Source organism: Tardiphaga sp. 20_F10_N6_6, assembly GCF_052076045.1.
GTDB lineage: Bacteria > Pseudomonadota > Alphaproteobacteria > Rhizobiales > Xanthobacteraceae > Tardiphaga > Tardiphaga robiniae.
On sequence record NZ_CP197239.1, the window covers coordinates 4,669,449 to 4,691,492 of the forward strand.

The window sequence follows — 22,044 nt, forward strand, 5'->3', positions numbered from 1 at the left end:
ACGAGGGGAGAGGCGATGGTAGCCGTTCGATATATATTGGCTATTAGTCTAGCGATTTATGGCAGTTCCATCGCGTTAGCCGACAGCATCTCCCGCGAAATCCTCATAGGCCAAACACTCCCTTATAGTGGACCGCTATCCGGCTATGGCGTCATCGGGCAGGTCCACGAAGCCTACTTTTCAAAAATAAATGCTGAAGGGGGCATCAATGGGCGAAAGATAAAACTGATCAGTTTGGACGACGCCTACTCTCCCTCGAAAACTGTCGAGCAGACCCGCAAACTTGTAGAGCAGAGCGGGGTTCTTCTGATGTTTAACTCGCTGGGCACGGCGACCAACAGTGCCGTTCATCGCTATCTGAACGCCAGGCGAATTCCTCAGCTTTTTATCATCAGCGGAGCGACAAAGTGGGCTGACCCAAGAAATTTTCCATGGACTATGTCAGGAATGCTCGCGTACGAGACTGAAGCTGCCATCTATGCAAAGCACGTCCTACAACATATCCCTCGCGCGCGGATAGCGATCCTGTCGCAAAATGACGACTTCGGTCGGGATTATGTGTCTGGTTTTAAGCGGGCCTTGGGAAATGAACGCGCGGCTATGATTGTCGCGGAAGCCAGCTATGAAACGAGCGCGCCCACAATCAGCTCTCAGTTAGCGACATTGAAGGCATCTGGTGCGAATGTGCTTTTAGGCGCAACGCTCGGGAAGTTCACCTCGCAGATGATAAGGGGGGTCGCGGACATCAGTTGGAAGCCAGACGCATTCTTCGTTCCGGCACCGGCATCCTCGATCTCCTTTCTGGAGCCTGCAGGTTTAGAGAATGCGATCGGATTGATTTCATCCAGTAATCAAAAAGATACCATCGACCCGCAGTGGAGTGGTGATGCAGGTGTCATTGAGTTTTTCTCCTTTATGAGAAAATACCTCCCTGGCGCGGACTTAAACAACTCTAACTACTCCGCCGCTTATACCTATGCAGGTCTCATGGTGAGCGTTTTGCGGGCGTGCGGTGACGATCTCAGTCGCGAAAACATCATGCGCCAGTCCTTGTCGCTTCGAGACGTGTCGCTGCCGCTTTTATTGCCCGGGATAACGGTGTCGACTGCTCCGGACGATTATTTGCCATTCCAGCAATCGCGGTTGCGACGCTTCAGCGGCAAAAGCTGGGTCGGGTTTGGAGAGATACAAGATGATCGGTAGTCGGCGTCCGTCCGCCGGATATTAGCATGTAAGGTGCTTGACGTCGCCGTGCCGACGAACGGGCGAAAAATGCATCACTCATGCAGCAACGACGCTTCGAGCGAAAAAAGAAAACAGTTGTGGAAGCTTCTGGCCGAATGAGGTCGAATTCTGCAACTCCAGAACCCTCGCGCACGCAAGCTGTCATTCTTCGATGCTAGTCGATTGCCTTACAACGCTTAGAGTAACCGATAGCACGTCGATTTCTTAGAATTGCTATGACACGCGATGCCCCCGTGAATCTGAAGTTCCTATCGTGTACTGAAGGCTATTGATTGGCCAGGATAGCACTGCGACTCCTTTGCAGTAGTCGCAATACCCAGAAGAGCCCTTTCATTCTAAGACAAAGTGCCCGTGCTGCTCTGGATGGTCCTTTGAGGGGATGGTCGAAGACAAATCCGGCGGGCCTCGATGATCCCTTGAGAGTAGTTAGAGCATCAGTCTCAGATGCTGCCACATGGAACGCGAAGGAATTCAAGGCATCTGGTGATACAGGGTGGCTGCGTCACTACGAACGTCTGCAGGCCAAAACTCAAACGTTCTGAGAGTGCGGTCAGAAATGGCTGATCAATGGCCACTTATGTTGGCGTGCAATTCCGCAAAGTCTCGATCATTGAAAAGAAACGTCCCTCCGGTGAGGATACTTGTATGTCAACCGGAAAGCACGAGACCACTCGTTTCAAAGCGTTGAGGTACGAGCGGCATAGCTGGGAAGTCCGGTGAGACGTCAGCCAGACGCGTCAGCGCGACTCATGGAGATGCAAATGAAAGTCAGTCAACCCAAGCTCGCTGTGTCAGGCTCAATTCGCCGTCGGCTGCTGCTCGGTCTCTCAGGAGCAGTTGCAGTTGCTGCGCTGCCGCCAACTGCAGAAGCAAGACCGCCGGACCTATCGCCGGCGGCGCTCCCCGCGTATCCCGTTGTACATTATCAAAAAAAGAACATCGACGGGGTCAATATCTTCTACCGCGAAGCCGGCCCCAAGAACGGGCAGGTGGTGCTGCTACTTCATGGCTTTCCAACTTCATCGCACATGTTTCGCAATCTTATCCCTGCTCTCGCCGATCGCTATCATGTGATTGCGCCGGATTATCCCGGCTACGGACAGAGTGACATGCCGAGCCGCACCAACTTCTCCTACACCTTCGATCGTTTTGCTGAACTCGTTGGTGGCCTAGTCTCCGAGCTCGGTGTTGAGCGCTACGCGATGTACGTGATGGATTACGGGGCTCCGGTAGGGTGGCGCTTGGCGCTTAAAAACCCCGAAAGCATTTCCGGTCTGATCGTTCAGAATGGGAATGCCTACGAAGAGGGATTGCAGGAATTCTGGGATCCGATCAAAAAGTACTGGGTGGACGGTTCTGACGCGAGCCGTCAGGCGTTAATGAGTTTGGTGACGCTGGAGACGACCAAATTTCAATACACCGATGGAATGTCTGACGTGAGCCGAATTGCACCGGATAATTGGGTTTATGATCAGGCGCTCCTCGATCGGCCGGGCAACAGCGACGTCCAAATGGACATGTTCTACGATTACAGGACAAATCTGCCGCTTTATCCAAAGGTGCAGACGTATTTCCGAAAGCACAAACCGCCGACGCTGCTTGTCTGGGGTAAAAACGACAAGATATTTCCTGCGGCGGGCGCTTATCCCTATAAGCGAGACCTTCCTCAAACTGAGTTTCATCTAATAGATAGCGGGCATTTTGCATTAGAGGACAGATTTGAAGAGATGGTGCCGTTAATCCGAGGGTTTCTCGATCGCAATCTCAAATGAGGCTGACTGTGTTGAAATGTGATGCGCCGAATCGCTGGGGCGTAACGCCGTCGATTAGACGCGGGATAAGTGGCGTTGCATGAGGAAAATCACGTCGCGAAGGCGATGGAGTTTACCAATTGAAGCACTTGTAGATCCGTGCGGGTGTCAAATGTCGCGTAAATGTCCAACTGAAGTGCCGTGAACCATGTGCAACTCAATGGACGCGGATGAACGCGTACGCGCGAAAAGTGGCCGAACTTAAACTCTAAGGAGATAAACATGGCCGTGTCCTCCATCGCTGGAATCAAAATTCCGGACTCGAAGCTCGCGATTGAAGCGACAGAGCTTATTCGCGATACTGAATCGGACCTGCTCTATCACCATTCACGACGAACGTTCTTATTTGGCACGCTCCATGGGCAAATTCGCGGCCTGAAGGTGGACCATGAGCTGCTTTACATAGGTACCATGTTTCACGATCTAGGCTTGGTAGAGGGGCACAGACACCTGGATTTACGATTTGAAGTCGACGGTGCCAATGCAGCCCGAGACTTTCTCTCCGCACGTGCTGTGCCTGAAGATGCTATACGCCGGGTGTGGTCGTCCATCGCTTTGCATACCACGCATGGGATACCCGAATTTATGGAGCCGGAGATTGCGCTCGTGGCGGCCGGCGTGGAGACGGACATAGATGGGAGAGGCCTCAACCTACTTGATCCAGCCATCGTTAAGGAGGTTGTCGCGGCGCATCCACGGATCGACTTCAAACGTCAGGCCTTCAAGGCATTTACAGACGGATCAAAGGACCGGCCGGAAACGGCATTCGGCACCATCACTTCCGACGTGCTCTCGCACTTTTCGCCCGGCTTTAAGCGAAAGGACTTCGTCGAACTTGTGATGAGCAATGATTGGCCGGACTGATCACGCTTGTAGCGATCATTCGACCGTAACGATCAAGGTTTCACCGGTGTTCCGAAAGCCAAATTACTCTTTGTCGGCGCTGTCTGTCGTATTCTCGAGTTCATGACGATTGCTGACAGCGCACGCCTGCGTTTTGGCAGCAGACTCCGATTGCGTATCATGTCGTCGGGCCGGCGCACGAGCCTGCCCCTTAGCAGATTGCAACTCGATATCGCGACGCTCTCATTCAAGCTCGTTCATTAAACTCATGTTGGATTAAAGTGTGAGAGGGATTCTTAACCGCGCGCCAGACGATCCAGCAATGATCTCGCGGTCGTAAGGTCAGCACTCTCGAAGCCTTCGGTGAATCGGGCAAACACCGGTGCCAATAGTTCCGAAGCCTCTTCAGGATGCCCTTGTATCAATCGCATTTCAGCGAAGCTTTTCGCAGTTCGAAGTTCCCACGCAAGAGCGTGTTGGAGGCCGGACAATTCGAGGGATTTCTCAAAAAGCTTCTCCGCCTGCGATAAGTTCGAATGCTGCGGCAACATCAATATGGTGCCGTGGATGCGCAGAAGTTCCGGCAATACGAATTTCTGGCCATTAGCCTCGACTCGGGCTATCGCATTCTCGACCGCATCGAGCGCACTGCCCCCCTGTCCAATCTTAGCGAAGCCCTCTGCTAGACTGCCAAGAAAAGCCGGATGGTGCAGTTCATAGCGATCAGCCTGAAGCGCGTCGAGAGCGCTGAGCATGAGTTGGACACCATGTTCGATGTTGCCATGATGGATGTCTAATGCACCTTTCAAGCCGATGCCAACGGCACGATGGGGACCGAGCGAATGCTCGTCGTCATGCGCAATGAGGCGCTCAATCACACCCCGCGCCTTAGGGACGTCTCCAATTCTAACGAACATGAATCCCGCAAATACTAAGGCGGTGCTAAATGTTACGGGATGCTCTTCGTCCATTTGTCCCTTAATTGTCTCCTGGGCGATTTCCATTGCCTGATCGGGAAACCCGCGAAACCATCGGGTCGCAGCTAGCGCGCATTGAATTCGCGTCTCCATGTAGCTGTCGAATCCGAAGTATCTGGATTTGGCGCGTAGAGTGGCGGGCTTCTCAAGCAGGGCTTCACAACGTTTCTCCGCTGAAAGGTGGTCTCCGACAAAGTAATGAGATAATCCAAGCATCCAGTCCGCCATCGCGATCGGTGCCGGATCGCCCACCCCACGGGCAATAACCTCATTGCGGCTTGCCAATTCGATCGACTTTCCAAAGTCTCCCGTTCCGATATAGAAATTATGAAGCCCGCGCAGAAGCCGCATCTGCCAATAAGGGTCATTGAGCTCTTGTGCGAGTTGCAAAGCCCTTGATAATGCTAACCGGGCCTCTGTCCGATAACCGCCTGTGAGCATTAGCGATGACCCCAGCGCTCCTTGCAGCTCCATCTCTTGACGCGTTCCCCTCTCTTTCGGGCCGATTGCCGCAAGTGCCCGTTCTGCCAGGCGATGACATTCAGCCAGCAGCGATAGTTCAGACAGGAATGGTGTCACTAGGACGGCTAGAGATATTCCAATAGCGATATCGTCGCGTGACGAGAGACTCCATTCGAGAGCAACACGCGCATTCCCAAGCAACTCCGATCGTCGCCCGATGTCCTTAGACGATGCCAAGGAATCCATATCGCTCAGCGCGAAAATATTATGATAATAGTTCGCGTGGCGTCGCATGACGATATCTAGTTCGCCAAATTCTCTCAGTTTGAGTGCACCATGAGCTCGCGTGGTATCAAGCAGCCGGTATCGTGTTGTTGTATCCGCGGCATCGACCTCAACGAGTGACTTTCCCACCAGACCGGCGACAGCCATAAAAACGTCGGCTTCGTCATACTCGTTGCCGCTAACTGCACATGCTGCATCGACCGTAAAGGTGCCAACGAAAACCGAAAGCCCACGAAGAACCGAGCGCTCATGAACTGACAGCAAATTGTAGCTCCAGTCGAGTGTCGCTCTCAATGTTTGATGGCGCGGCACGGCCGTGCGGGAGCCCTCCCAGATCAGGTCGAAAAGATCGGTGAGGAGCAGTAGCGTCCCTTCAATCCCGTAGGCCCTAGCACGGCCGGCCGCGAGCTGGATGGCAAGAGGGATTCCGTCGAGTCGACGGCAAATTTCTCCGACCAAGGGTGCTTCCGCGTCGCTTAGTTCGAGGATGTCGCCATTAGCGATTGCACGCTCCACGAATAGCTGAACTGCGGGATAGCGAAGCGCTTCCATAGCCGTCAGCTCAGCATCTTGAGGCGGGCTAGCCAGAGGTAAAATCAAATCGATCTTTTCACCTTCAACACGTAGCGATTCTCGGCTCGTTGTTAGTATGTGTACGTGCGGTGCTTCTACAAAAATGCGTTCAGCCAACGTCGCGACGCTCTCGATAACGTGCTCGCAACTATCGATGATCAGGAGCGCGCGCTTTCCTCTAAGGTGGGAGATGAGGCTTGCGGTTAGATCCGCAGACTGAGGAGAAATACCGAGCGTCAGAGCAACGGCGCCGGGTACCAGAAGTGGTTCGTTAAGAAGTCCGAGATCAAAGAAAAACACAACGCCGGCGAATTCGTCATGCAGCTCGTGTCCCACCGACACTGCAATTGTAGTCTTCCCAATACCACCTGGGCCGACAATGCTAACAAATCGCTCGAATTTTATTCGAGCTGCTATGTCAAGAACGGTTTGTTCGCGTCCGACCATACGCGTCAGGGGAGGAGGCAGATTGGGATGCAGAATGGGGGCATCTTCTGACGATCCCACGCTGTTCAGGCGGGAGACAGGCGCCACAAAGCAATAACCTTGCCCCGGCACTGTGGTTATATATCTGGCCTCTAGTTCTCCTTGGCCTAAAGCCCTGCGCAGGGCGGCCATTTGGACACGAATATTGGCCTCATCGATCGCCATATTTGACCAGACACGCGACACTAGCTCCGTTTTGGTGACGACTTTGCCTGGCTCCTCGACCAGAACGATAAGAATGTCGAGAGCCCGGCTGCTGAGTAGAAGCGGTTCGCCTGCTCGCTCTAAGAGCCGCCTGCGCGAGTACAGCCGAAATGGACCAAACGAAATGACTTCGTCCGGCGTCGCGCCGGATTTCTCTCGATCTTCTAGCTGACCCCGATTTGTGGATACGCCAGACATATCGCCCTCGACGGTACCATCCTACGCGACTGGGACCCGTTGGTAGATTGTCCAACACATAGTTCGCCAAGGAAAGCATCGTTTACCGTCACGAGTGAGCTCCGCCCACCTACGATCCGCTCCGGCGATTCGTGCAGGACACCAATGGGCGCAGATCGCAACGTTCCGGCCAGGAACGGCTGCGAAGCGCTGCCTCACCTAGGGGCCGGCTCAGTCTCGAAGACGGCTATCGACAAAAGAGTGCCGGCCGATCAGATCCGCCGGCTTTCAGAAACCGGTAGATTCTCACGCTATCATGGCAACTTCCATGGTCATTCGTGACGGGCAATCAACTGTCAAAGGGAGCGATAAGCGGGTCACCGGGTCCATACCGTTCATGATGTGCATTGATTCCATGAAAGGCTAGTTCTTGAGGCCAAGCGCTCACACATAAGGCGCCGACGGTAGTCACCCAGGAGTAACCTACGTATCGGTGTCCCGACGACGGGACGTCGGACGGGGCCGCAACGCATCGAGCGCGTCGCCATTGCGCCGTCCCCAGTCGTAGAGCAATTCAATCGGCTCGACGAAGCGTTGTCCGAGCGCAGTCAGGCCGTAGTCGACGGCGGGCGGGACGGTCGCCTGCGCGTTGCGGTCGATTAGGCCGCTCGTCTCCATGTCGCGTAGCGTCTGCGTCAGCATCTTTCGCGAAATGCCGGGAATGCTCCGGTGAAGCACGCCGGCGCGGCATCGCCCGCCGTGCCGCGCGTGAAGGACATGCAGGACCATGCTCGTCCACTTGGTCGCGAAAAGGTCGAGAACACGCCGTGGCGCGCAATCTTCGCGCCAGCCGTCATTCGTGTTGTCATTCAAGGCGGGTACCTTTCGGTGCCTATGTCCCCATTGAGTGCGCTCTGGACGCGACTTCGGGGCATCGCTACGTGTCCGTCTCATATAGGCAAAGGATACGGAAATGACACGCTCGGCTCTCGTCGTCGGTGCAAGCGGAATTGTGGGAAGCGCAACGATATCGGCGCTGCTCCAGGATGGCTGGGAGGTTGCGGCGCTGGCGCGACGGCCGCCGGCAAGCGCCGGGGTGATCCCCGTTGCCGCCGACCTCCAGGATCCGAAAGCCCTCCGGGCGGCATTAGGCGATCTGAGCCCGAGCCACGTCTTCTTCGCAAGCTGGGTACGCCAACCGACAGAAGCAGAGAACATCCGGGTGAATAGCGCGATGGTGCGCAACGTGCTTGACGCCTTGCGCCCCAAGCGATCGCTTCGGCACTTCGCGTTGGTGACGGGATTGAAACACTATCTCGGACCGTTCGAGGCCTATGGCAAGGGGAGCCTCCCACAGACCCCGTTTCGCGAGGACCAACCCCGCCTGGATATCGCCAACTTCTACTACGCTCAGGAAGACGAGGTGTTCACTGCAGCCGAGCGCGATGGCTTCACATGGTCGGTTCATCGTCCGCACACGATCATCGGCAAGGCCGTCGGCAACGCCATGAACATGGGAACGACGCTAGCGGTGTATGCCACCATCTGCCGCGCGACCGGCCGGCCCTTTTACTTTCCGGGCTCCCAGGTTCAGTGGGAGAGCCTGACCGACATGACGGATGCAAGGCTGCTGGCGCGTCATCTCGTCTGGGCGTCGACGACACCTGCGGCGCAGAACCAGGCTTTCAACGTCGCGAACGGAGACGTCTTCAGATGGAAATGGATGTGGGGGCGGATCGCCGATTGGTTCGGAGTCGCTGCGGCTCCGTTCGAGGGCACCGTCAAGCCGCTTGAGCAGAAGATGGCGGCCGATGCCGAAGTTTGGAGCAGGATCGCGTCCGAACACGGCCTTGCCGAAAGCGATCTCGCTCGCCTGATATCGCCATGGCATACCGACGCCGATCTGGGTCGCCCGATCGAGGTCCTCACAGATATGTCCAAGAGTAGGGAATTAGGCTTCACCACCTATCAGGCGACCGATAAGGCATTCCTCCATTTGTTCGCTGAACTCCGGGCAGATCGTCTCATCCCATAGAAGGCATTTCTTTGTCGCACCTAAGTGAGGAGACTTTACCATCTAAGCGGCGTAGCCAAAATTGTATTGGTGACCCAGGGCGATTTTAGACCCCGCAGCAAGTGCGCAGGTCCAGAAGCGTCTCTCATCGAAGACTGTAAGGATGTCGGCATGTCGGACCGCCGGCAGCCTGTGATATCCCGCGCGAAGAATTCGCGGCACGCGGCGTGGCTCGTGCCCGGCGCGCTGACCGTTGCGACCGGTCTATCCAGCGTCATTCTGCTGTCAATGTCGCTCCGGGCATTGCCAATGGGGACGGCCTATGCGGTCTGGACGGGCATTGGCGCTGCCGGTACTGCGGTCTTGGGTATCGTGCTGCTCGACGGTTCCGCCTCGCCGACGCGGCTGCTGTGTATCACGCTCATTCTGGCGGGTGTGATCGGGCTGAAATGGGTGTCGGAGGCTTGAGGATGTGCGCGAATTCACAACGACGTCGAGCTCGGTTATCGGCGACGGTGTTGATGAGCGGCCGCGAAGGCTAGGCGGCTCGCAACCTCTACGGATCGCCTGCTTGCCAACGATCCATCTCGCATCGTTGTGCCGCCGAGTAATTGATGCGTTGCCGCCTTCTCATGCCCGCACTCAATCTTTGCAAGAAGATTAGACTGTTGCGCCGACCAATTGAGCCCATCGCACAAAGCGGACATCACCGATGTGGGGGATCACTCGGCGTCAACCGGATGGAAATAGCGTCAACTCGGTCAACCGTGACTTTAAGATTGTAAAACTGGGCAGAGTCCGGGCTGCGGCGGTTGCGCCCCCCCGTCTTTAGAAGGACCCTGCATCTTAGGGCGATGGCGGGTGTTTAGCAGGAGGGCGTCCCTATTAAGGCTATTAACCGTCACTGATTGGCTGATCAACTGGAGCAAACCCGGGCTGCGGCGGCATCGCATGTACCCCCACCCCAGAAAGGACCCTTTATTCTGAGGGATACATGCGCTGCGACTGCTAAGCCGGTCTTCGGATTGGGCGTAGCCTACTCGGTGAAGACTTGGGTTGACGCGGACGCCTCGCAGCGTGCGCGTTTTCTGTCACTGGCGGACCGCTGACCTTTGGGGCGCGAGCTTCTTGGCTCCGTCTCGTTCGTAACGTTTTACCAACATCGTGCCAGCTTCGGTCGCGGTCCAGTTCAACAACGATGGTCCGTTTGGAAGGGAGGAGTGGCATGAGGCCAGCCCGTTCCGGATCAGGGCGTAAAGTTCAGGATCGGCCCTCTCGCTGGCACTTAAGAAATAAGGAACGCCTGTAATACTGCGGAGGACGTCCCACTGCCGCGTGTTCATGTTCGTCGCGAATTCGATCTGCTTGTTGGTCGGTGTTGTCATTCTATGTCCATGGTGTCTCAGCTTTTGGAGACTGCCTGGACGCGAGAAACCCCTGATTTATAAGGGCGCGTCCTAGCAGTCCTAGCACTTCTCTATTTTTAAGAAGTTATGTCATTATCATCGAACAGCCTCTTCTCTTGCGGGCGTTGATGGCGCGGTGTGTCTGAAAATGCCTGGACTGCATGGACTGCCTAGACATGCATCACGCGACATGCCTCGCCACTTAGAACGGCACTTCATCATTGTTGGCCGCTGTCTCTGGCCAATCGACTTGCTGGCCGAGCAATTTCTCAAAGTCTGCTCTCGCTTGCGCAAGGCTCGCAAAGCAATACCGATACGGTCTGATCGACTTGCCCTCTTCAGGCTTGTCCGCCGGCCTTCGCCTCCGTGCGCCGAGCTTCTGCAATCGCTCCCCAAATTGCGAGTTGTTCTGGCGCCGGCGTTCTCCGATCTGCGAGGAGACTTTCACATAGTCTTGAAACAGTACCGCCGTTGATACCTCGGTTAGCCATTCGCCGCTTTCGCTCGTTGTCATTCCCTCCCACAACCGTCCAAACCAATAGCTGTCGACGGAGTCCAGTGATCGAAGTTTTTGATCAAGCAGCGCTTTTGTCCTGGGGATCTTGCGTAGATTGACGCTGTTCAAATCGAACCGCTGCAAGTCGAACAGCAGCCGCTGTCGTCCGCCGGCTTTCAGCTCCTCATGCATCTCGCCAAAGTATGCACCGTTCTGTGCGCAGCGCGGGTGAACGTCGAGCACACAGAATCGGCGCTCGTCCATGCCGGCAGGAACTACCCACCCCTCGTTGGAGGTCATCACGCAGCGCACGTAATTCGCCATCCGAAGTGGGTCGACGCCTTTCGCCTCGATCATTTGATGCTCAGATGTAATCAAGCCTTTAAGCCGGCCCTCCGCAGACTTATCACCGGCCCACACTGCCTCATCCGCCTGCAGAAGGAGGCAATTGGCCATGTGACCATTGAACTGGCCCGTAACGTACCGACCTTCGTCGATCTGAACGTAATGCTCCCCGATCAAAGATCCAAAAACCTCGCCGAGCTTGCTCTTGCCGGTGCCCATCTGTCCTCGCAGGACGAGCGCTGTTCCCGATTTTTCTCGGGGCTTTTGTATGATCTGGGCGAACCATCCGAAGACGTATGCGTAGAGCGATTGATCCCCTTGGCAGATGTTATTGAGAATGTGATCTTTAAAAACGCCGTAGCGACCCTCCTCGGAGGGCGTCACCGAGAAGCCGCGCCAAAGATTGAAGTGATGTGCGCGGCCAGGCGCCCCATCTGGATTAGGCCAAAACTCAACCCCTTCGTATTGACGCCGCAGCGGATGGTTCAGCCAGGCAGTTCCCAAGGGAGCGGATCGGCTGTTGCCTGACGCATCAACGATCTGCATGCGGCGGTTGGCATACCAAGCCTTATGGGCTTCCAGCGACCTGATCTGTATGGGAGCTTCCGGATCATCGATCACGACAACTGCTTTGCTGCCCCACATGGTCAGTGCGTGTTTCTGATTGATCTCCTCGATCTCTGAAGGAACGTCGCTGCCCTCAGGTGGATCGATTTCGCCGACGATAAGATTGGCGAGTTGATCATAGGTGTAGGCCGGCCGATGGGCCGTATCTTTCTCCATTGGGTACTCTGATTTTGATATGCCGGTTTTGCCACGCGAACGGGCCCTCAAGAGGCCTCGTCGCTATGACAGCGATTGTCTCGTGGGAGACAGGCTATTCGGCGGGCGACCGTAAGTGCGCCACAAAGGCTGTGATCGACGCCGCTGGTACGCGCGTGCAGCGACCGATTTTTACGGTTTCCAACTGCTTGGTCCGGATCAGCTCATAGATGGTGCTGCGCCCAACGCGCAGCTCGTCGGCGGCTTCGATGACAGTTCGCAGGAGTCTTGGTGGGCGGATGCTCTCGTTCGTGCTGGTCATTGTCCCTCTGTGTCCGTAATTCGATGGCAAGGTGCGCCAACGGGTGAACCGCTAGCAGAGAAGAAAAAACGGCCAAGACCCCCCGTTCTATTGCGCGAAAGTTAGCGCTGTGCCCCAGCGCTAACTTCAATAGACAAGTGGTTGCCGACGAGCTCTCGATTGGCGCAAAAAAACCGTCAAGTGCGTGCGAATCACCGATCTCCAAGTCAGATTGGTCGGGCAGACTTTCGAGAATCGTGGCGCCGGCCTGAGCGGGAACGTGATCGCACTCTTACTAGCCAGTCCTCTGTTCGTGCCTCACTGGCCCAATGCGCCGGTGCTGCATGAACGAAGGTGCATAGAGGTGGACGAATAGGCAATGAACCCGATCACAAAACGAGGGTTGCGCCTGCGCCGCAAAGACTTCTTAAACTTGCGCTTTGCGCGACTTTGATAGTTGCACGACGTTAGCGCCGGTTTTCGTCTCGCACCAACGTGACCACGCATCCATTAGGTCTCGTCGCTATCGAGAGCGTCGCTTCGTCGATACGTCTGCTCAGACTTGTCGCCGATGATATGGGCCCGGGCGGCTCTCCCTACATGGCGATAGAATAATGTTAGGGCGCGAGCGGCAATGCTTAGAGCTCATCGATAGCAAGTTGCCCTAACAAGCGCAGTTGCCCGGCATGAAGAGCCTTACCATTCGAGCTTGTTGCGATGGCGTTGCGATGGCTCCATCAGGCCAGGAATGGGTGGACGCAAACGACTGATAATGCGAAGGAAATAATGGCTTGACTGAGGGTGCATCCAGCCTTTCATCCAGCGTGAGCGTTGTCGCAGCCACGCGCCGAACGCGATCGGTGCTTCCTCAAGCGTGACCGATGGAATGGTGACCGAGCGATAGCCCAGCCGCGCCAGGCGGATCCCGAGGTCGGCATCTTCCGTGACGTTATAGGCGTCCCAGCCGCCGATGCGGCGCAAGGTGTCCGTGCGGAAATGATTGGAGGTGCCGCCAAGCGGCAGTGGCATGCCCAATGCGACCAGCCCGGGCAGGAAGACCGCGAACAGCCCGGCATATTCGACTGCCGCCATGCGCGACAGCAGGCTGTGCGTCAGATTGTCGAAATGCAGCCCAGCCTGAACGCAGGCGACGTCGTCGTTGTGCTGGCGAAACATGCCGAGCGCGGCGCGCAATTGGCCGGGGTCGGGATCGTCTTCGGCATCGAACACGGTCAGAAAGCTGCCGCGCACGAAGGGAAGTGCAACATTCAGCGCCTTCGGCTTGGTTTTCGGACCCGTCGCCTGTGCGATCAGGACTTGAACCTGCGGCCCCGGCCGGGCTCTGGCAACGGCGGCGCGGGTCCGCAGATCGTCGGGCTCGAGCACCAGAATGATGTCGAGTTTTTCGGAGGGATAGTCGAGCCTTTGCAGGTATCGCAACAGACCCGGAACGGACGTTTCCTCGCGATAGAGCGCGACGACCACTGAGTAGATCGGCAGTTGATCGTCGCGCAGCGGCGGAAACCGTTGCTCCGGCTGCGGCGGAACCAGCACGCAAGTCAGCCTGAGAAGCGAAAAGGCGAGAAACCAGATCGCCGCCAGGCCGCCGATCAGATCCATCGCCAGCGTCGGATACAGAAGCGCGAGAACCGCGCATACCAGCAGCAGAATCGCTGGCTGCAATCCTCTGCGCCAACCGATGATCGACTTGGCCGACATGGCAGGTCGCGTCTGCAGCAGGCCTTCGGCGGCGATATCCGAAAGCGCGTCGCCGGTTTGCTCGGTCAGATATTGATGCAGGTGACGCCGCGTGGTCAGCCGAATGCGCGCGATAAGTGATGGATATGTGGCGGAGAAGCGCGTCAGGCGTCGTGCTGTAAAGGCACGCGGCGTGACGATCCAGTTGAGTGTGTCACCCTCCTGAACGGGTAGGATGCCGAACTCTGCGATCTCCGGAAGATCGGCATCCGCCAGGGGGCAGTGAGCGCGCCCGACTGTCGAGAGATCGTCGAAGTCGATGCTGAGGTGGCGGGCCAGATGCGCGACATACTTTTCCTCGCTGATGACGCCCCATTGGATCAGGACCTGATCGGCGCCCAGATTGAGCTCGCGGCTCCGGCGCTCCGCGGCGTGCAGCAGCGGGACCGGGAGTATGCCGCGCAGGCAGTCGAGTTCGCTGGCTGGTTCCGCGCGCCGGTCCGACCCGTCTCGCTCCGGCATGGGGAAGGAGGTCATCCTGCCGATCGGCAGAGGAGGAGAGCGTAGCGCGGCCGGCTGGCGCGAAACGCGCGGCCGATGACCCCGGGAAGATTGCTGCACCCCCATGCAACGCCCTCACACCACAAACGCTACTCGCGTCTTACGCCGGATGGTCTATAAGACCGCGATCCGGAAGCACCCTATGCAACCACAGATGGTTAATTCCCGCAACCAAATACCGCTAATGAAGTGTCGCGCAACTGCGCTGACCCTTGGCGCTTTGCTGGCCGCATGGATGTCGCTGTTTTCGGCCGCACCGGCTTTGGCGCAGACGTCGGCTCCGGCTGTGAGCCAGCCCGGTCCGCAGGCCGTGCCGGGCTTCTGGGATCCGCGTCGCCGTCCGGACCGGCCGGACCTGTCGCGCATCACCGTGATCCGCTTCCTGACCGAGACCGACTACCCGCCGTTCAACTTCACCGGCCCCGACGGCAATCCGGCGGGCTTCAACGTCGATCTCGCACGTCTTCTCTGCGAGGAGATCAAGGTCACCTGCACGGTGCAGATGCGCCGCTTCGAGACGTTGCTCGATGCCATTTCCAGCAACCGGGGCGACGCGATCATCGCCTCCATGGCGGTGACCCCGCAGATTCGCGCCCGCGTCGATTTCACCGATCCCTATTACCGTGCGCCGGCGCGCTTCGTGGCCCGCAAGAATGCGGTGATGCCGGAGATCCGCCCGGAATATCTCGAAGGCAAGAAGGTCGGCGTGATCGCGGGCTCGACCCATGAGGCCTATCTGAAGGCGATGTTCACCGATGCGGTGCTGGTGCCTTTTCCAAGCGACGATGCGCTACGCCAGGCGCTGAAACGCAGCGAGGTCGATTTCATCTTCGGCGATGCGATCTCGTTCGCCTTCTGGATCAATGGCAGCGATTCCGCCGATTGTTGCGCCTTCAGCGGCGGGCCCTTCATCGAAAGCCGCTTTTTCGGTGAGGGCATCGGCATCGCCGTCCGCAAAGGCAACGACACGCTGCGCCAGGCGCTGAACTGGGCCCTGTTCCGGGTCTGGGAGAAAGGCCGCTACACCGATTTGTGGCTGCGTTATTTCTCGGTCAGCCCGTTCTGAATTTTCTCATCCCGCGGTTTGGCATTTCGGTGCGGAGCCGCTAGGTTCCGCGGCCCGGAGGCCCAAAACACGATGTCCACGCTAGACCCCACCATGAGCCCGAGCGAGCTGCGCACGCTCGCCGAGACTTCCAACGCCTGGCCGTTCGAGCAGGCGAAGGCGCTGGTGGCGCGTCTGAAGAAAACGCCGAAAGACGAAGTGCTGTTCGAGACCGGCTACGGTCCGTCGGGCCTGCCGCATATCGGCACTTTCGGCGAGGTCGCGCGCACGACCATGGTGCGCCATGCCTTTCGCGTACTCACCGAGGACAAGATCAAGACCCGGCTGATTGCCTTCTCCGACGACATGGACGGTCTGCGCAAGGTGCCGGACAATGTGCCGAACAAGGACATGCTGGCATCGCATCTCGGCAAGCCGCTGACGCGGGTGCCGGATCCGTTCTCGAACGAATATCCCTCCTTCGGCGCGGCCAACAATGCACGGCTGCGCGTCTTCCTGGATCAGTTCGGCTTCGACTACGAATTCGCTTCGTCGACCGACTACTACACATCCGGCCGGTTCGACGCGACGCTGCTGAAGATGCTCGCAGTCTATGACAAGGTCATGGACATCATCCTGCCGACCCTGGGCCCGGATCGCCGTGCGACCTATTCACCGTTCCTGCCGATCAGCAAGGTGACGGGCGTCGTGTTGCAGGTGCCGATGATCCGGCGCGACGTGGCTGCCGGCACCGTCACCTATGTCGATCCTGACACCAACGAAGAAGTCACGACGCCGGTCACCGGCGGCAATGTGAAGTGCCAGTGGAAGGCCGACTGGGCGATGCGCTGGGCGGCGCTCGGCATCGACTATGAAATGGCCGGCAAGGATCTCATCGATTCCGTAAAGCTGTCGGGCAAGATCTGCGCGGCGCTTGGCGGCACGCCGCCGGAAGGCTTCAACTATGAGCTCTTCCTCGACGACAAGGGCGGCAAGATCTCCAAGTCGAAGGGCAACGGCCTGACCATCGACGAATGGCTGCGCTACGCGTCGCCGGAGTCATTGTCGCTGTTCATGTATCGCGAACCGAAGGCGGCCAAGCGGCTGTTCTTCGACGTGATTCCGCGCAATGTCGACGAGTACCAGCAGTTCGTCGAAGGCTATGCGAAGCAGGATCCCAAGCAGCGGCTGTCCAATCCGGCTTGGCACATTCACGCTGGCGCCCCGCCGGTGGCGGATATGCCGGTCACGTTCCAACTCCTGCTGACGCTGGTGTCGTCGTCGAACGCCGAGAATGCCGAAACCCTGTGGGGCTTCATCCGGCGTTATCGGCCGGGCGTCTCCGCGGCGACGCATCCGCGGCTCGACGCGATGGTCGGCTATGCCATCAACTACTATCGGGACTTCGTGGCGCCGACCAAGACGTTCCGCGAGCCCACTGATGTCGAGCGCGTGGCGCTGCAGGATCTGCGCGATGCGCTCTCGCAACTGCCGGCGGAGGCCACGCCGGAAGACATCCAGAACGCGGTCTATGAGATCGGCCGCCGCGAGCCGTTCCTTGATCACAAGAAGCTTGCCAAGGATGGCCGGCCCGGCGTCTCGCTCGACTGGTTCAACATGCTGTACCAAGTGCTGCTCGGCCAGGAGAAGGGCCCGCGCTTCGGGTCCTTCGTCGCGGTCTATGGCGTGCAGAATGCGATCAACATGATCGACGGCGCGCTGGCGCGCTCGGCCTGAGGGTCACGCCCTGCGAAACGTCAAAGGCGCGCTTCCTGACGGAGCGCGCCTTTTTCTTGATGCCTACTTCGACGCTGCCGCCGGCGTGACAGGCTCCGGCATTGCCGACGAGTGGTGATGCGCGATCAGCCATTTCTTGTCGCGGTAGACATAAACATAGCTGTAGCGGGCCTTGACGATTTGCGTATCGCTGGGGGACTTGCCGGACAGCGTGAAGGTGTAGGTGCCGACGTCGGATGCCATATTGCAGCCGATCTTGATGGTGCGCGTGTCGATCTTGCCTTGCGGGTGCTTCTTCAGAAAATCCACGAAGTAGCTCTGGATCGACGCGCTGTCGGTGCGCGGCGTGTTCGACACCGTCGGCAGCAGCACCGCGTCCGAGGCGTAATTGGCGGTGACCTTGGCGGGGTCGAGCGTTGCGAGCGAGGCATTCCAGCGGTCGAATAGCGCTTCGATCTGCTTTGTCGTGACGACCGCGCAGGTCATGGGCTTCGCATGTGCGAGAGAACCTGCGCTAACGAGGGCCAGCGCGATCGCGCCGGCAACGATTGTTCTGGTTTTCATGGCGCCACCGAAGGTTGCGAGTTTCGGATAGGGAACTCGCATAGATCATTCGGTGGCCGGACGCCAGTCCAGAGTGTGTTCGGTTACTGGCTCGCCCAGACGATGCGCGCGATCCAGGCGATGTCGGCGGCCGGAAAGCTGCGATCGACATGGTTCGGATTGAGCGACTGCAGTTCGATGATCTTCGTGGTTCGGCGCTTCAATTCCTTCGCCATCACCTCGCCGTCCTTGGTCTTGACCACGACGCGGTCGCCCTTGCGGATCTGCGCTTCCGGCGAGACGACGATGATGTCGCCGTCGCGATAAGCGGGCTTCATCGAGTCGCCGGAGATCTTCAGCGCATAAGCGTGCTCGTCATTCACCGACGGCAGGCCCACTTCGTCCCAGCCCTTGCTGCCGGCGGGAAAACCCGCGTCGTCGAAGTAACCGCCATGGCCGGCCTGTGCGAAGCCGAGCAGCGGCACCGACTGCACGATGCGCTTGGTGCCTTCGATCAGCGTGACGAAGCTGTCGATGGTCACGCCGGTTGCGGTCAGCGCCTTCGAGACCGACTCCGTCGACGGCCAGCGTTCGCGGCCGTCATTGGTGATGCGCTTGGACTTGTTGAAGGTCGTGGCGTCGAGCCCCGCTTTCTTCGCAAGGCCGGAGGGTGACATGCCGTTGCGCTCTGCGAGGCGGTCGAGGGCGTTCCAGATCTGGGCGTGCGAGAGCATCATCGGTTTCGGTCCCTTGGCCCGGATTTCTGCGGGGCGGTGAATCGTGGCGAAATCTAGGAATTATTGCCGTGAATGCACGGATTTCGCAACAGGCATTTGAAAAAAATGTGCAGCCTTGAAGTGGAGGGGGGGCGCCGATACGGTCGACTGTCGGCTCCAGCCATCGAATCCCGCGACTGGGCGTCCACACCACATCGAAAACAGCTGATTCAACCAAATTGGAAGTCTGGGCGGTTGCGCACCATCTATAAAATCTGTCCGGCCTCGAGCTGGCGCGAGGCCGAGCGCCAGGGCATCTATCGCGGCAGCGCCGACGATGCCCGGGACGGCTTCATCCACTTCTCGACCGTGGCACAGCTCGCCGAGACGCTCCGGAAGTACTATTTCGGCCAGACCGGCCTGTTTCTGGTCGCTGTGGACGCAGACGCACTCGGTGACGACCTGCGCTGGGAGTCATCCCGCGGTGGCGATCTGTTCCCGCATCTCTACGGCGAACTCGATCTCGGCGCCGTCACGGCCGTCCTGGATCTGCGTGCGCGCTCCGACGGCAACCACGACATTCCGGAGCTCAAATCGTGATCCGCGCTTTCGATGCCTTTTTCCTGCCGATGCTGCGCATGCTCGACGCCGAAGACGCGCACGGCCTCGCGATCCGTGGGTTGCGCATGCTGCCTTACGCCCGCCCGCGGCCGGATGATCCAAAACTCGCGGTCCGTGCATTTGGTCTGAACTTCCCCAATCCGGTGGGGATCGCCGCCGGCTTCGACAAGAATGCCGAGGTGCCGGACGCGCTGCTCCGTCTCGGCTTCGGCTTCGCCGAGATCGGCTCGGTGACGCCGAAGCCGCAATCCGGCAACCCACGCCCGCGCATCTTTCGGCTGGAGCGTGACGAGGCGGTCATCAACCGGCTCGGATTCAACAATGATGGTGCGGAGGTCGTGCTGCGTCGGCTGGCTGCACGTGCGCAGAATGGCGGTATCGTCGGCGTCAATGTCGGTGCCAACAAGGATTCGCCCGATCGCACGCAGGATTATGTGCGGCTGATCGAGACCTTTGCGCCGGTGGCGAGCTATTTCACCGTCAACGTGTCATCGCCGAACACGCCGGGCCTGCGCAATCTGCAGCAGGCCGCCGAACTCGACGATCTGCTGGCGCGGGTGATCGATGCGCGTGAGCGCGTTCGCAAGAATGCGGGAGATTCTCCGGTGTTGCTGAAGATCGCGCCCGATCTCAGCCTCGCCGACCTCGACGATGTCGTCCATGTCGCGCGCTCGCGCGGCGTCGATGGCATGATCGTCGCGAACACCACGATCGGCCGTCCCTCGACCTTGCGCGAACAGGTACGCTCGAAAGAGCAGGGCGGATTGTCCGGGCGGCCCTTGTTCAGGCTGTCTACCCGCATGGTGGCGGAGACCTTCGTGCGTGTCGAAGGTGCATTTCCGCTGATCGGCGCCGGCGGCATCGACAGCGGCGGTGCGGCGCTCACCAAGATTCGCGCGGGTGCGAGCCTGATCCAGCTCTATTCGGCGCTGGTCTATAAAGGCGTCGGCCTTGTCGACAGCATCAAGGCTGACCTGTCCTCGACGCTGCTGCGCACCGGCCGTGATTCACTGTCGGAAATCGTCGGCGCCGATGCGGCGACGATCACAGCGGAAGACTGGCCGGCGTAAGCCAGGCCTGCTGCGGAAACGACTGTCGCAGCAGGGCTGGATGACGCAGCGCTTGCAAAGCGCCGCGCGACAGCATGAACACCAGAAACGCGAGCCATAGTCCGGTATTGCCAAGGCTGGCCAGTGCGAACCATGCGGCGATGTAAATCGCTAACGCCAGCAGCATCAGGTTGCGCATGTCGCGCGCCCACGATGCGCCGATATAGATGCCGTCATAGGCGTAAGCGAGGACGCCACAGGCGGGCGCCATCGCTGCCAGCAGCATGTAATTCCGCGCAGCGAGCCGAACTTCGGGGCTGGTGGTGATGAAATCGATCAGCGCGCCGCCGAACAGCACGAATAGCAACGTGACAGCGATGCCGAATGCCGTGCTCCAGATCAGGACGAGCTTTACGGCCCGGGAAAACTGCTTGCGGTCGCGAGCGCCGGTGCCCTGACCGCAGAGTTGCTCGGCGGCGGTGGCGATGCCGTCGAGGAAGAACGAGCCGATCATGACGAAGTTGTTGAGCACTGCATTGGCAGCCAGGGTCAGGTCGCCTGCACGGGCGCCCTGCGCCGTGAAGAAGAGAAATGCAGCAATCAGTGCTGCCGTACGGATCATGATGTCGCGATTGACTGCGAACAACCGTAGTAGCCGGATGCGGTCGAACAGGACCGCGCGCGGCACATCGATGCGACCGCCAAGGATTTTCCATACGGCGATGAGGCCGGCGAGGAAGCCCGCGGTTTCCGCGATCACCGTGGCCAGTGCTGCGCCGCTGACGCCAAAGTCGAATTGCAGGACCAGCAGGGAGGTGAGTGCCATGTTGGCGAGATTGATGCCGACCTGCAGTGCCAGAGCGATCCCGGTGCGCGCCTGGCCGACCAGCCAGCCGAGAATGACATAGTTGCCGAGCATCAGCGGCGCGGACCAGAGTCGGATGAAGAAATACTGGCGTGCGGCGGATGTGACGGCGTCGCTGCCGCCCATGATGCTGAACACCAGCGCCGCCAGCGGTGTCCGCAAGATAATCAGCGTCAGCCCGATCGCCGCTCCGAGCATCAACGCGCGCAGCAGGATAGCGCGCACCTCGATCCGGTCACCGGCGCCAAGCGCCTGTGCGGTGAAGGCAACCGTCGCCATGCGCAGAAATCCGAACAGCCAGAAAATGCAGTCGAATGCCACGGAGGCCAAAGCCACACCGCCGAGCAGGTGCGGGTCGCCAAGCCTGCCGATTGCCGCGGTCGAGACGATGCCGATCAGAGGCGTCGTCAGATTGGCCAGCATGGCCGGGCCGGCAATGGCAAAGACGCGCCTGTTGGTGACGGACAATCCCGACGACATCAATGCAGCCTGAAGCGGATGATGCGCGTCTCAGCGGCCGCGGGGGGCGCTGAACAGCCGCATGATCAGCCAGATCGGCACGACGATCACGGCGCCGAGCAGGAAGTAGCGCCAGAGGCCATTGATGGCATCGAAGCCGAGGTCATAGACCCACTGGAACAGGCGGCGGATGCTGGTGACGATGTTCCACGGATCGAAGCCGATGGCGGCGAGAACGACGCCGACCAGGATCGACAGCAGGATCAGCCGGCCGAGTACCGCCAGCGGTGAACCGCCGAGGAAGCGCGCCAGGCCGTCATTGTTGGCCGGCAAGTCCCGGGTCTCATTTGGCTGCATCATGGT

The 22,044-nt window shown here is 58.7% G+C and carries 19 protein-coding genes; 9 read left to right on the forward strand and 10 right to left on the reverse strand.

Going from position 1 to position 22,044, the window contains the following annotated elements:
- The first annotated feature begins 15 nt into the window (after window positions 1-15).
- The 3 genes from AB7813_RS22390 (at window position 16) to AB7813_RS22400 (ending at window position 3,920) form a co-directional block, all read left to right on the forward strand.
- Window positions 16-1,203, forward strand: coding sequence for an ABC transporter substrate-binding protein (locus tag AB7813_RS22390; RefSeq protein WP_441228413.1), 1,188 nt, complete (start codon window positions 16-18; stop codon window positions 1,201-1,203).
- An 803-nt stretch (window positions 1,204-2,006) separates the two neighbouring features.
- The gene (locus AB7813_RS22395) at window positions 2,007-3,017 is read left to right on the forward strand and encodes an alpha/beta fold hydrolase (protein ID WP_441228414.1); all 1,011 of its coding nucleotides are present in this window, start codon (window positions 2,007-2,009) and stop codon (window positions 3,015-3,017) included.
- Between the two features lie 261 nt (window positions 3,018-3,278).
- Window positions 3,279-3,920, forward strand: a complete 642-nt coding sequence (locus AB7813_RS22400) for an HD domain-containing protein (protein WP_441228415.1) — start codon at window positions 3,279-3,281, stop codon at window positions 3,918-3,920.
- Window positions 3,921-4,195: 275 nt separating this feature from the next.
- On the opposite strand, the gene AB7813_RS22405 is transcribed toward AB7813_RS22400, so the two are convergent.
- Window positions 4,196-7,084, reverse strand: coding sequence for an ATP-binding protein (locus AB7813_RS22405; RefSeq protein WP_441228416.1), 2,889 nt, complete (start codon window positions 7,082-7,084; stop codon window positions 4,196-4,198).
- A 462-nt stretch (window positions 7,085-7,546) separates the two neighbouring features.
- A complete protein-coding gene (locus tag AB7813_RS22410; RefSeq protein WP_441228417.1) occupies window positions 7,547-8,017 on the reverse strand; it encodes a winged helix-turn-helix transcriptional regulator in 471 nt (156 codons plus the stop codon).
- Between the two features lie 19 nt (window positions 8,018-8,036).
- On the opposite strand from AB7813_RS22410, the gene AB7813_RS22415 reads away from it, so the two are divergent.
- Together AB7813_RS22415 and AB7813_RS22420 are read left to right on the forward strand one after the other, a co-directional pair.
- On the forward strand, window positions 8,037-9,098 hold the full coding sequence (locus tag AB7813_RS22415; RefSeq protein ID WP_441228418.1) for an SDR family oxidoreductase: 1,062 nt from the start codon (window positions 8,037-8,039) through the stop codon (window positions 9,096-9,098).
- A gap of 150 nt (window positions 9,099-9,248) precedes the next feature.
- Window positions 9,249-9,545 carry a DMT family transporter gene (locus tag AB7813_RS22420; RefSeq protein WP_441228419.1) on the forward strand — a complete coding sequence of 99 codons (297 nt, stop codon included), beginning with the start codon at window positions 9,249-9,251 and terminating at the stop codon, window positions 9,543-9,545.
- Window positions 9,546-10,168: 623 nt separating this feature from the next.
- Here AB7813_RS22420 and AB7813_RS22425 read toward each other — a convergent pair.
- The 4 genes from AB7813_RS22425 to AB7813_RS22440 form a co-directional block, all read right to left on the reverse strand.
- Window positions 10,169-10,462, reverse strand: coding sequence for a hypothetical protein (locus AB7813_RS22425; RefSeq protein ID WP_441228420.1), 294 nt, complete (start codon window positions 10,460-10,462; stop codon window positions 10,169-10,171).
- 223 nt (window positions 10,463-10,685) lie between these two features.
- Window positions 10,686-12,107, reverse strand: coding sequence for a primase-helicase family protein (locus AB7813_RS22430; RefSeq protein WP_441228421.1), 1,422 nt, complete (start codon window positions 12,105-12,107; stop codon window positions 10,686-10,688).
- Between the two features lie 94 nt (window positions 12,108-12,201).
- The gene (locus AB7813_RS22435; RefSeq protein WP_441228422.1) at window positions 12,202-12,408 is read right to left on the reverse strand and encodes a helix-turn-helix domain-containing protein; all 207 of its coding nucleotides are present in this window, start codon (window positions 12,406-12,408) and stop codon (window positions 12,202-12,204) included.
- A 675-nt stretch (window positions 12,409-13,083) separates the two neighbouring features.
- Entirely contained in the window at window positions 13,084-14,712 is a 1,629-nt protein-coding gene (locus AB7813_RS22440) for a glycosyltransferase (protein WP_441228423.1), read from the reverse strand.
- A gap of 118 nt (window positions 14,713-14,830) precedes the next feature.
- On the opposite strand from AB7813_RS22440, the gene AB7813_RS22445 reads away from it, so the two are divergent.
- Window positions 14,831-15,712: a transporter substrate-binding domain-containing protein gene (locus tag AB7813_RS22445; RefSeq protein ID WP_420878639.1), complete on the forward strand. Its 882-nt coding sequence runs from the start codon at window positions 14,831-14,833 to the stop codon at window positions 15,710-15,712.
- A gap of 72 nt (window positions 15,713-15,784) precedes the next feature.
- Window positions 15,785-17,428 carry a lysine--tRNA ligase gene (locus tag AB7813_RS22450; protein ID WP_439065651.1) on the forward strand — a complete coding sequence of 548 codons (1,644 nt, stop codon included), beginning with the start codon at window positions 15,785-15,787 and terminating at the stop codon, window positions 17,426-17,428.
- Window positions 17,429-17,491: 63 nt separating this feature from the next.
- Here AB7813_RS22450 and AB7813_RS22455 read toward each other — a convergent pair whose 3' ends face one another.
- Entirely contained in the window at window positions 17,492-17,992 is a 501-nt protein-coding gene (locus AB7813_RS22455; RefSeq protein ID WP_439065652.1) for an SgcJ/EcaC family oxidoreductase, read from the reverse strand.
- Between the two features lie 83 nt (window positions 17,993-18,075).
- Complete coding sequence (locus AB7813_RS22460; RefSeq protein ID WP_089266927.1) at window positions 18,076-18,705, reverse strand: S24 family peptidase; 630 nt, start codon at window positions 18,703-18,705, stop codon at window positions 18,076-18,078.
- Between the two features lie 237 nt (window positions 18,706-18,942).
- On the opposite strand from AB7813_RS22460, the gene AB7813_RS22465 reads away from it, so the two are divergent.
- Together AB7813_RS22465 and AB7813_RS22470 are read left to right on the forward strand one after the other, a co-directional pair.
- On the forward strand, window positions 18,943-19,287 hold the full coding sequence (locus AB7813_RS22465; RefSeq protein WP_441228424.1) for a DUF952 domain-containing protein: 345 nt from the start codon (window positions 18,943-18,945) through the stop codon (window positions 19,285-19,287).
- Window positions 19,284-20,378 (forward strand): quinone-dependent dihydroorotate dehydrogenase, encoded by a 1,095-nt coding sequence (locus AB7813_RS22470; RefSeq protein ID WP_441228425.1) that lies wholly within the window; start codon window positions 19,284-19,286, stop codon window positions 20,376-20,378. Before AB7813_RS22465 ends, AB7813_RS22470 begins: the two co-directional genes overlap by 4 nt.
- Here AB7813_RS22470 and AB7813_RS22475 read toward each other — a convergent pair.
- Together AB7813_RS22475 and AB7813_RS22480 are read right to left on the reverse strand one after the other, a co-directional pair.
- Entirely contained in the window at window positions 20,353-21,702 is a 1,350-nt protein-coding gene (locus tag AB7813_RS22475) for an MATE family efflux transporter (RefSeq protein ID WP_439065655.1), read from the reverse strand. The two genes, AB7813_RS22470 and AB7813_RS22475, sit on opposite strands and share 26 nt — an antisense overlap.
- Before the next feature lie 30 nt (window positions 21,703-21,732).
- A complete protein-coding gene (locus tag AB7813_RS22480) occupies window positions 21,733-22,038 on the reverse strand; it encodes a DUF6460 domain-containing protein (RefSeq protein WP_068737958.1) in 306 nt (101 codons plus the stop codon).
- Between the last annotated feature and the right edge of the window lie 6 nt (window positions 22,039-22,044).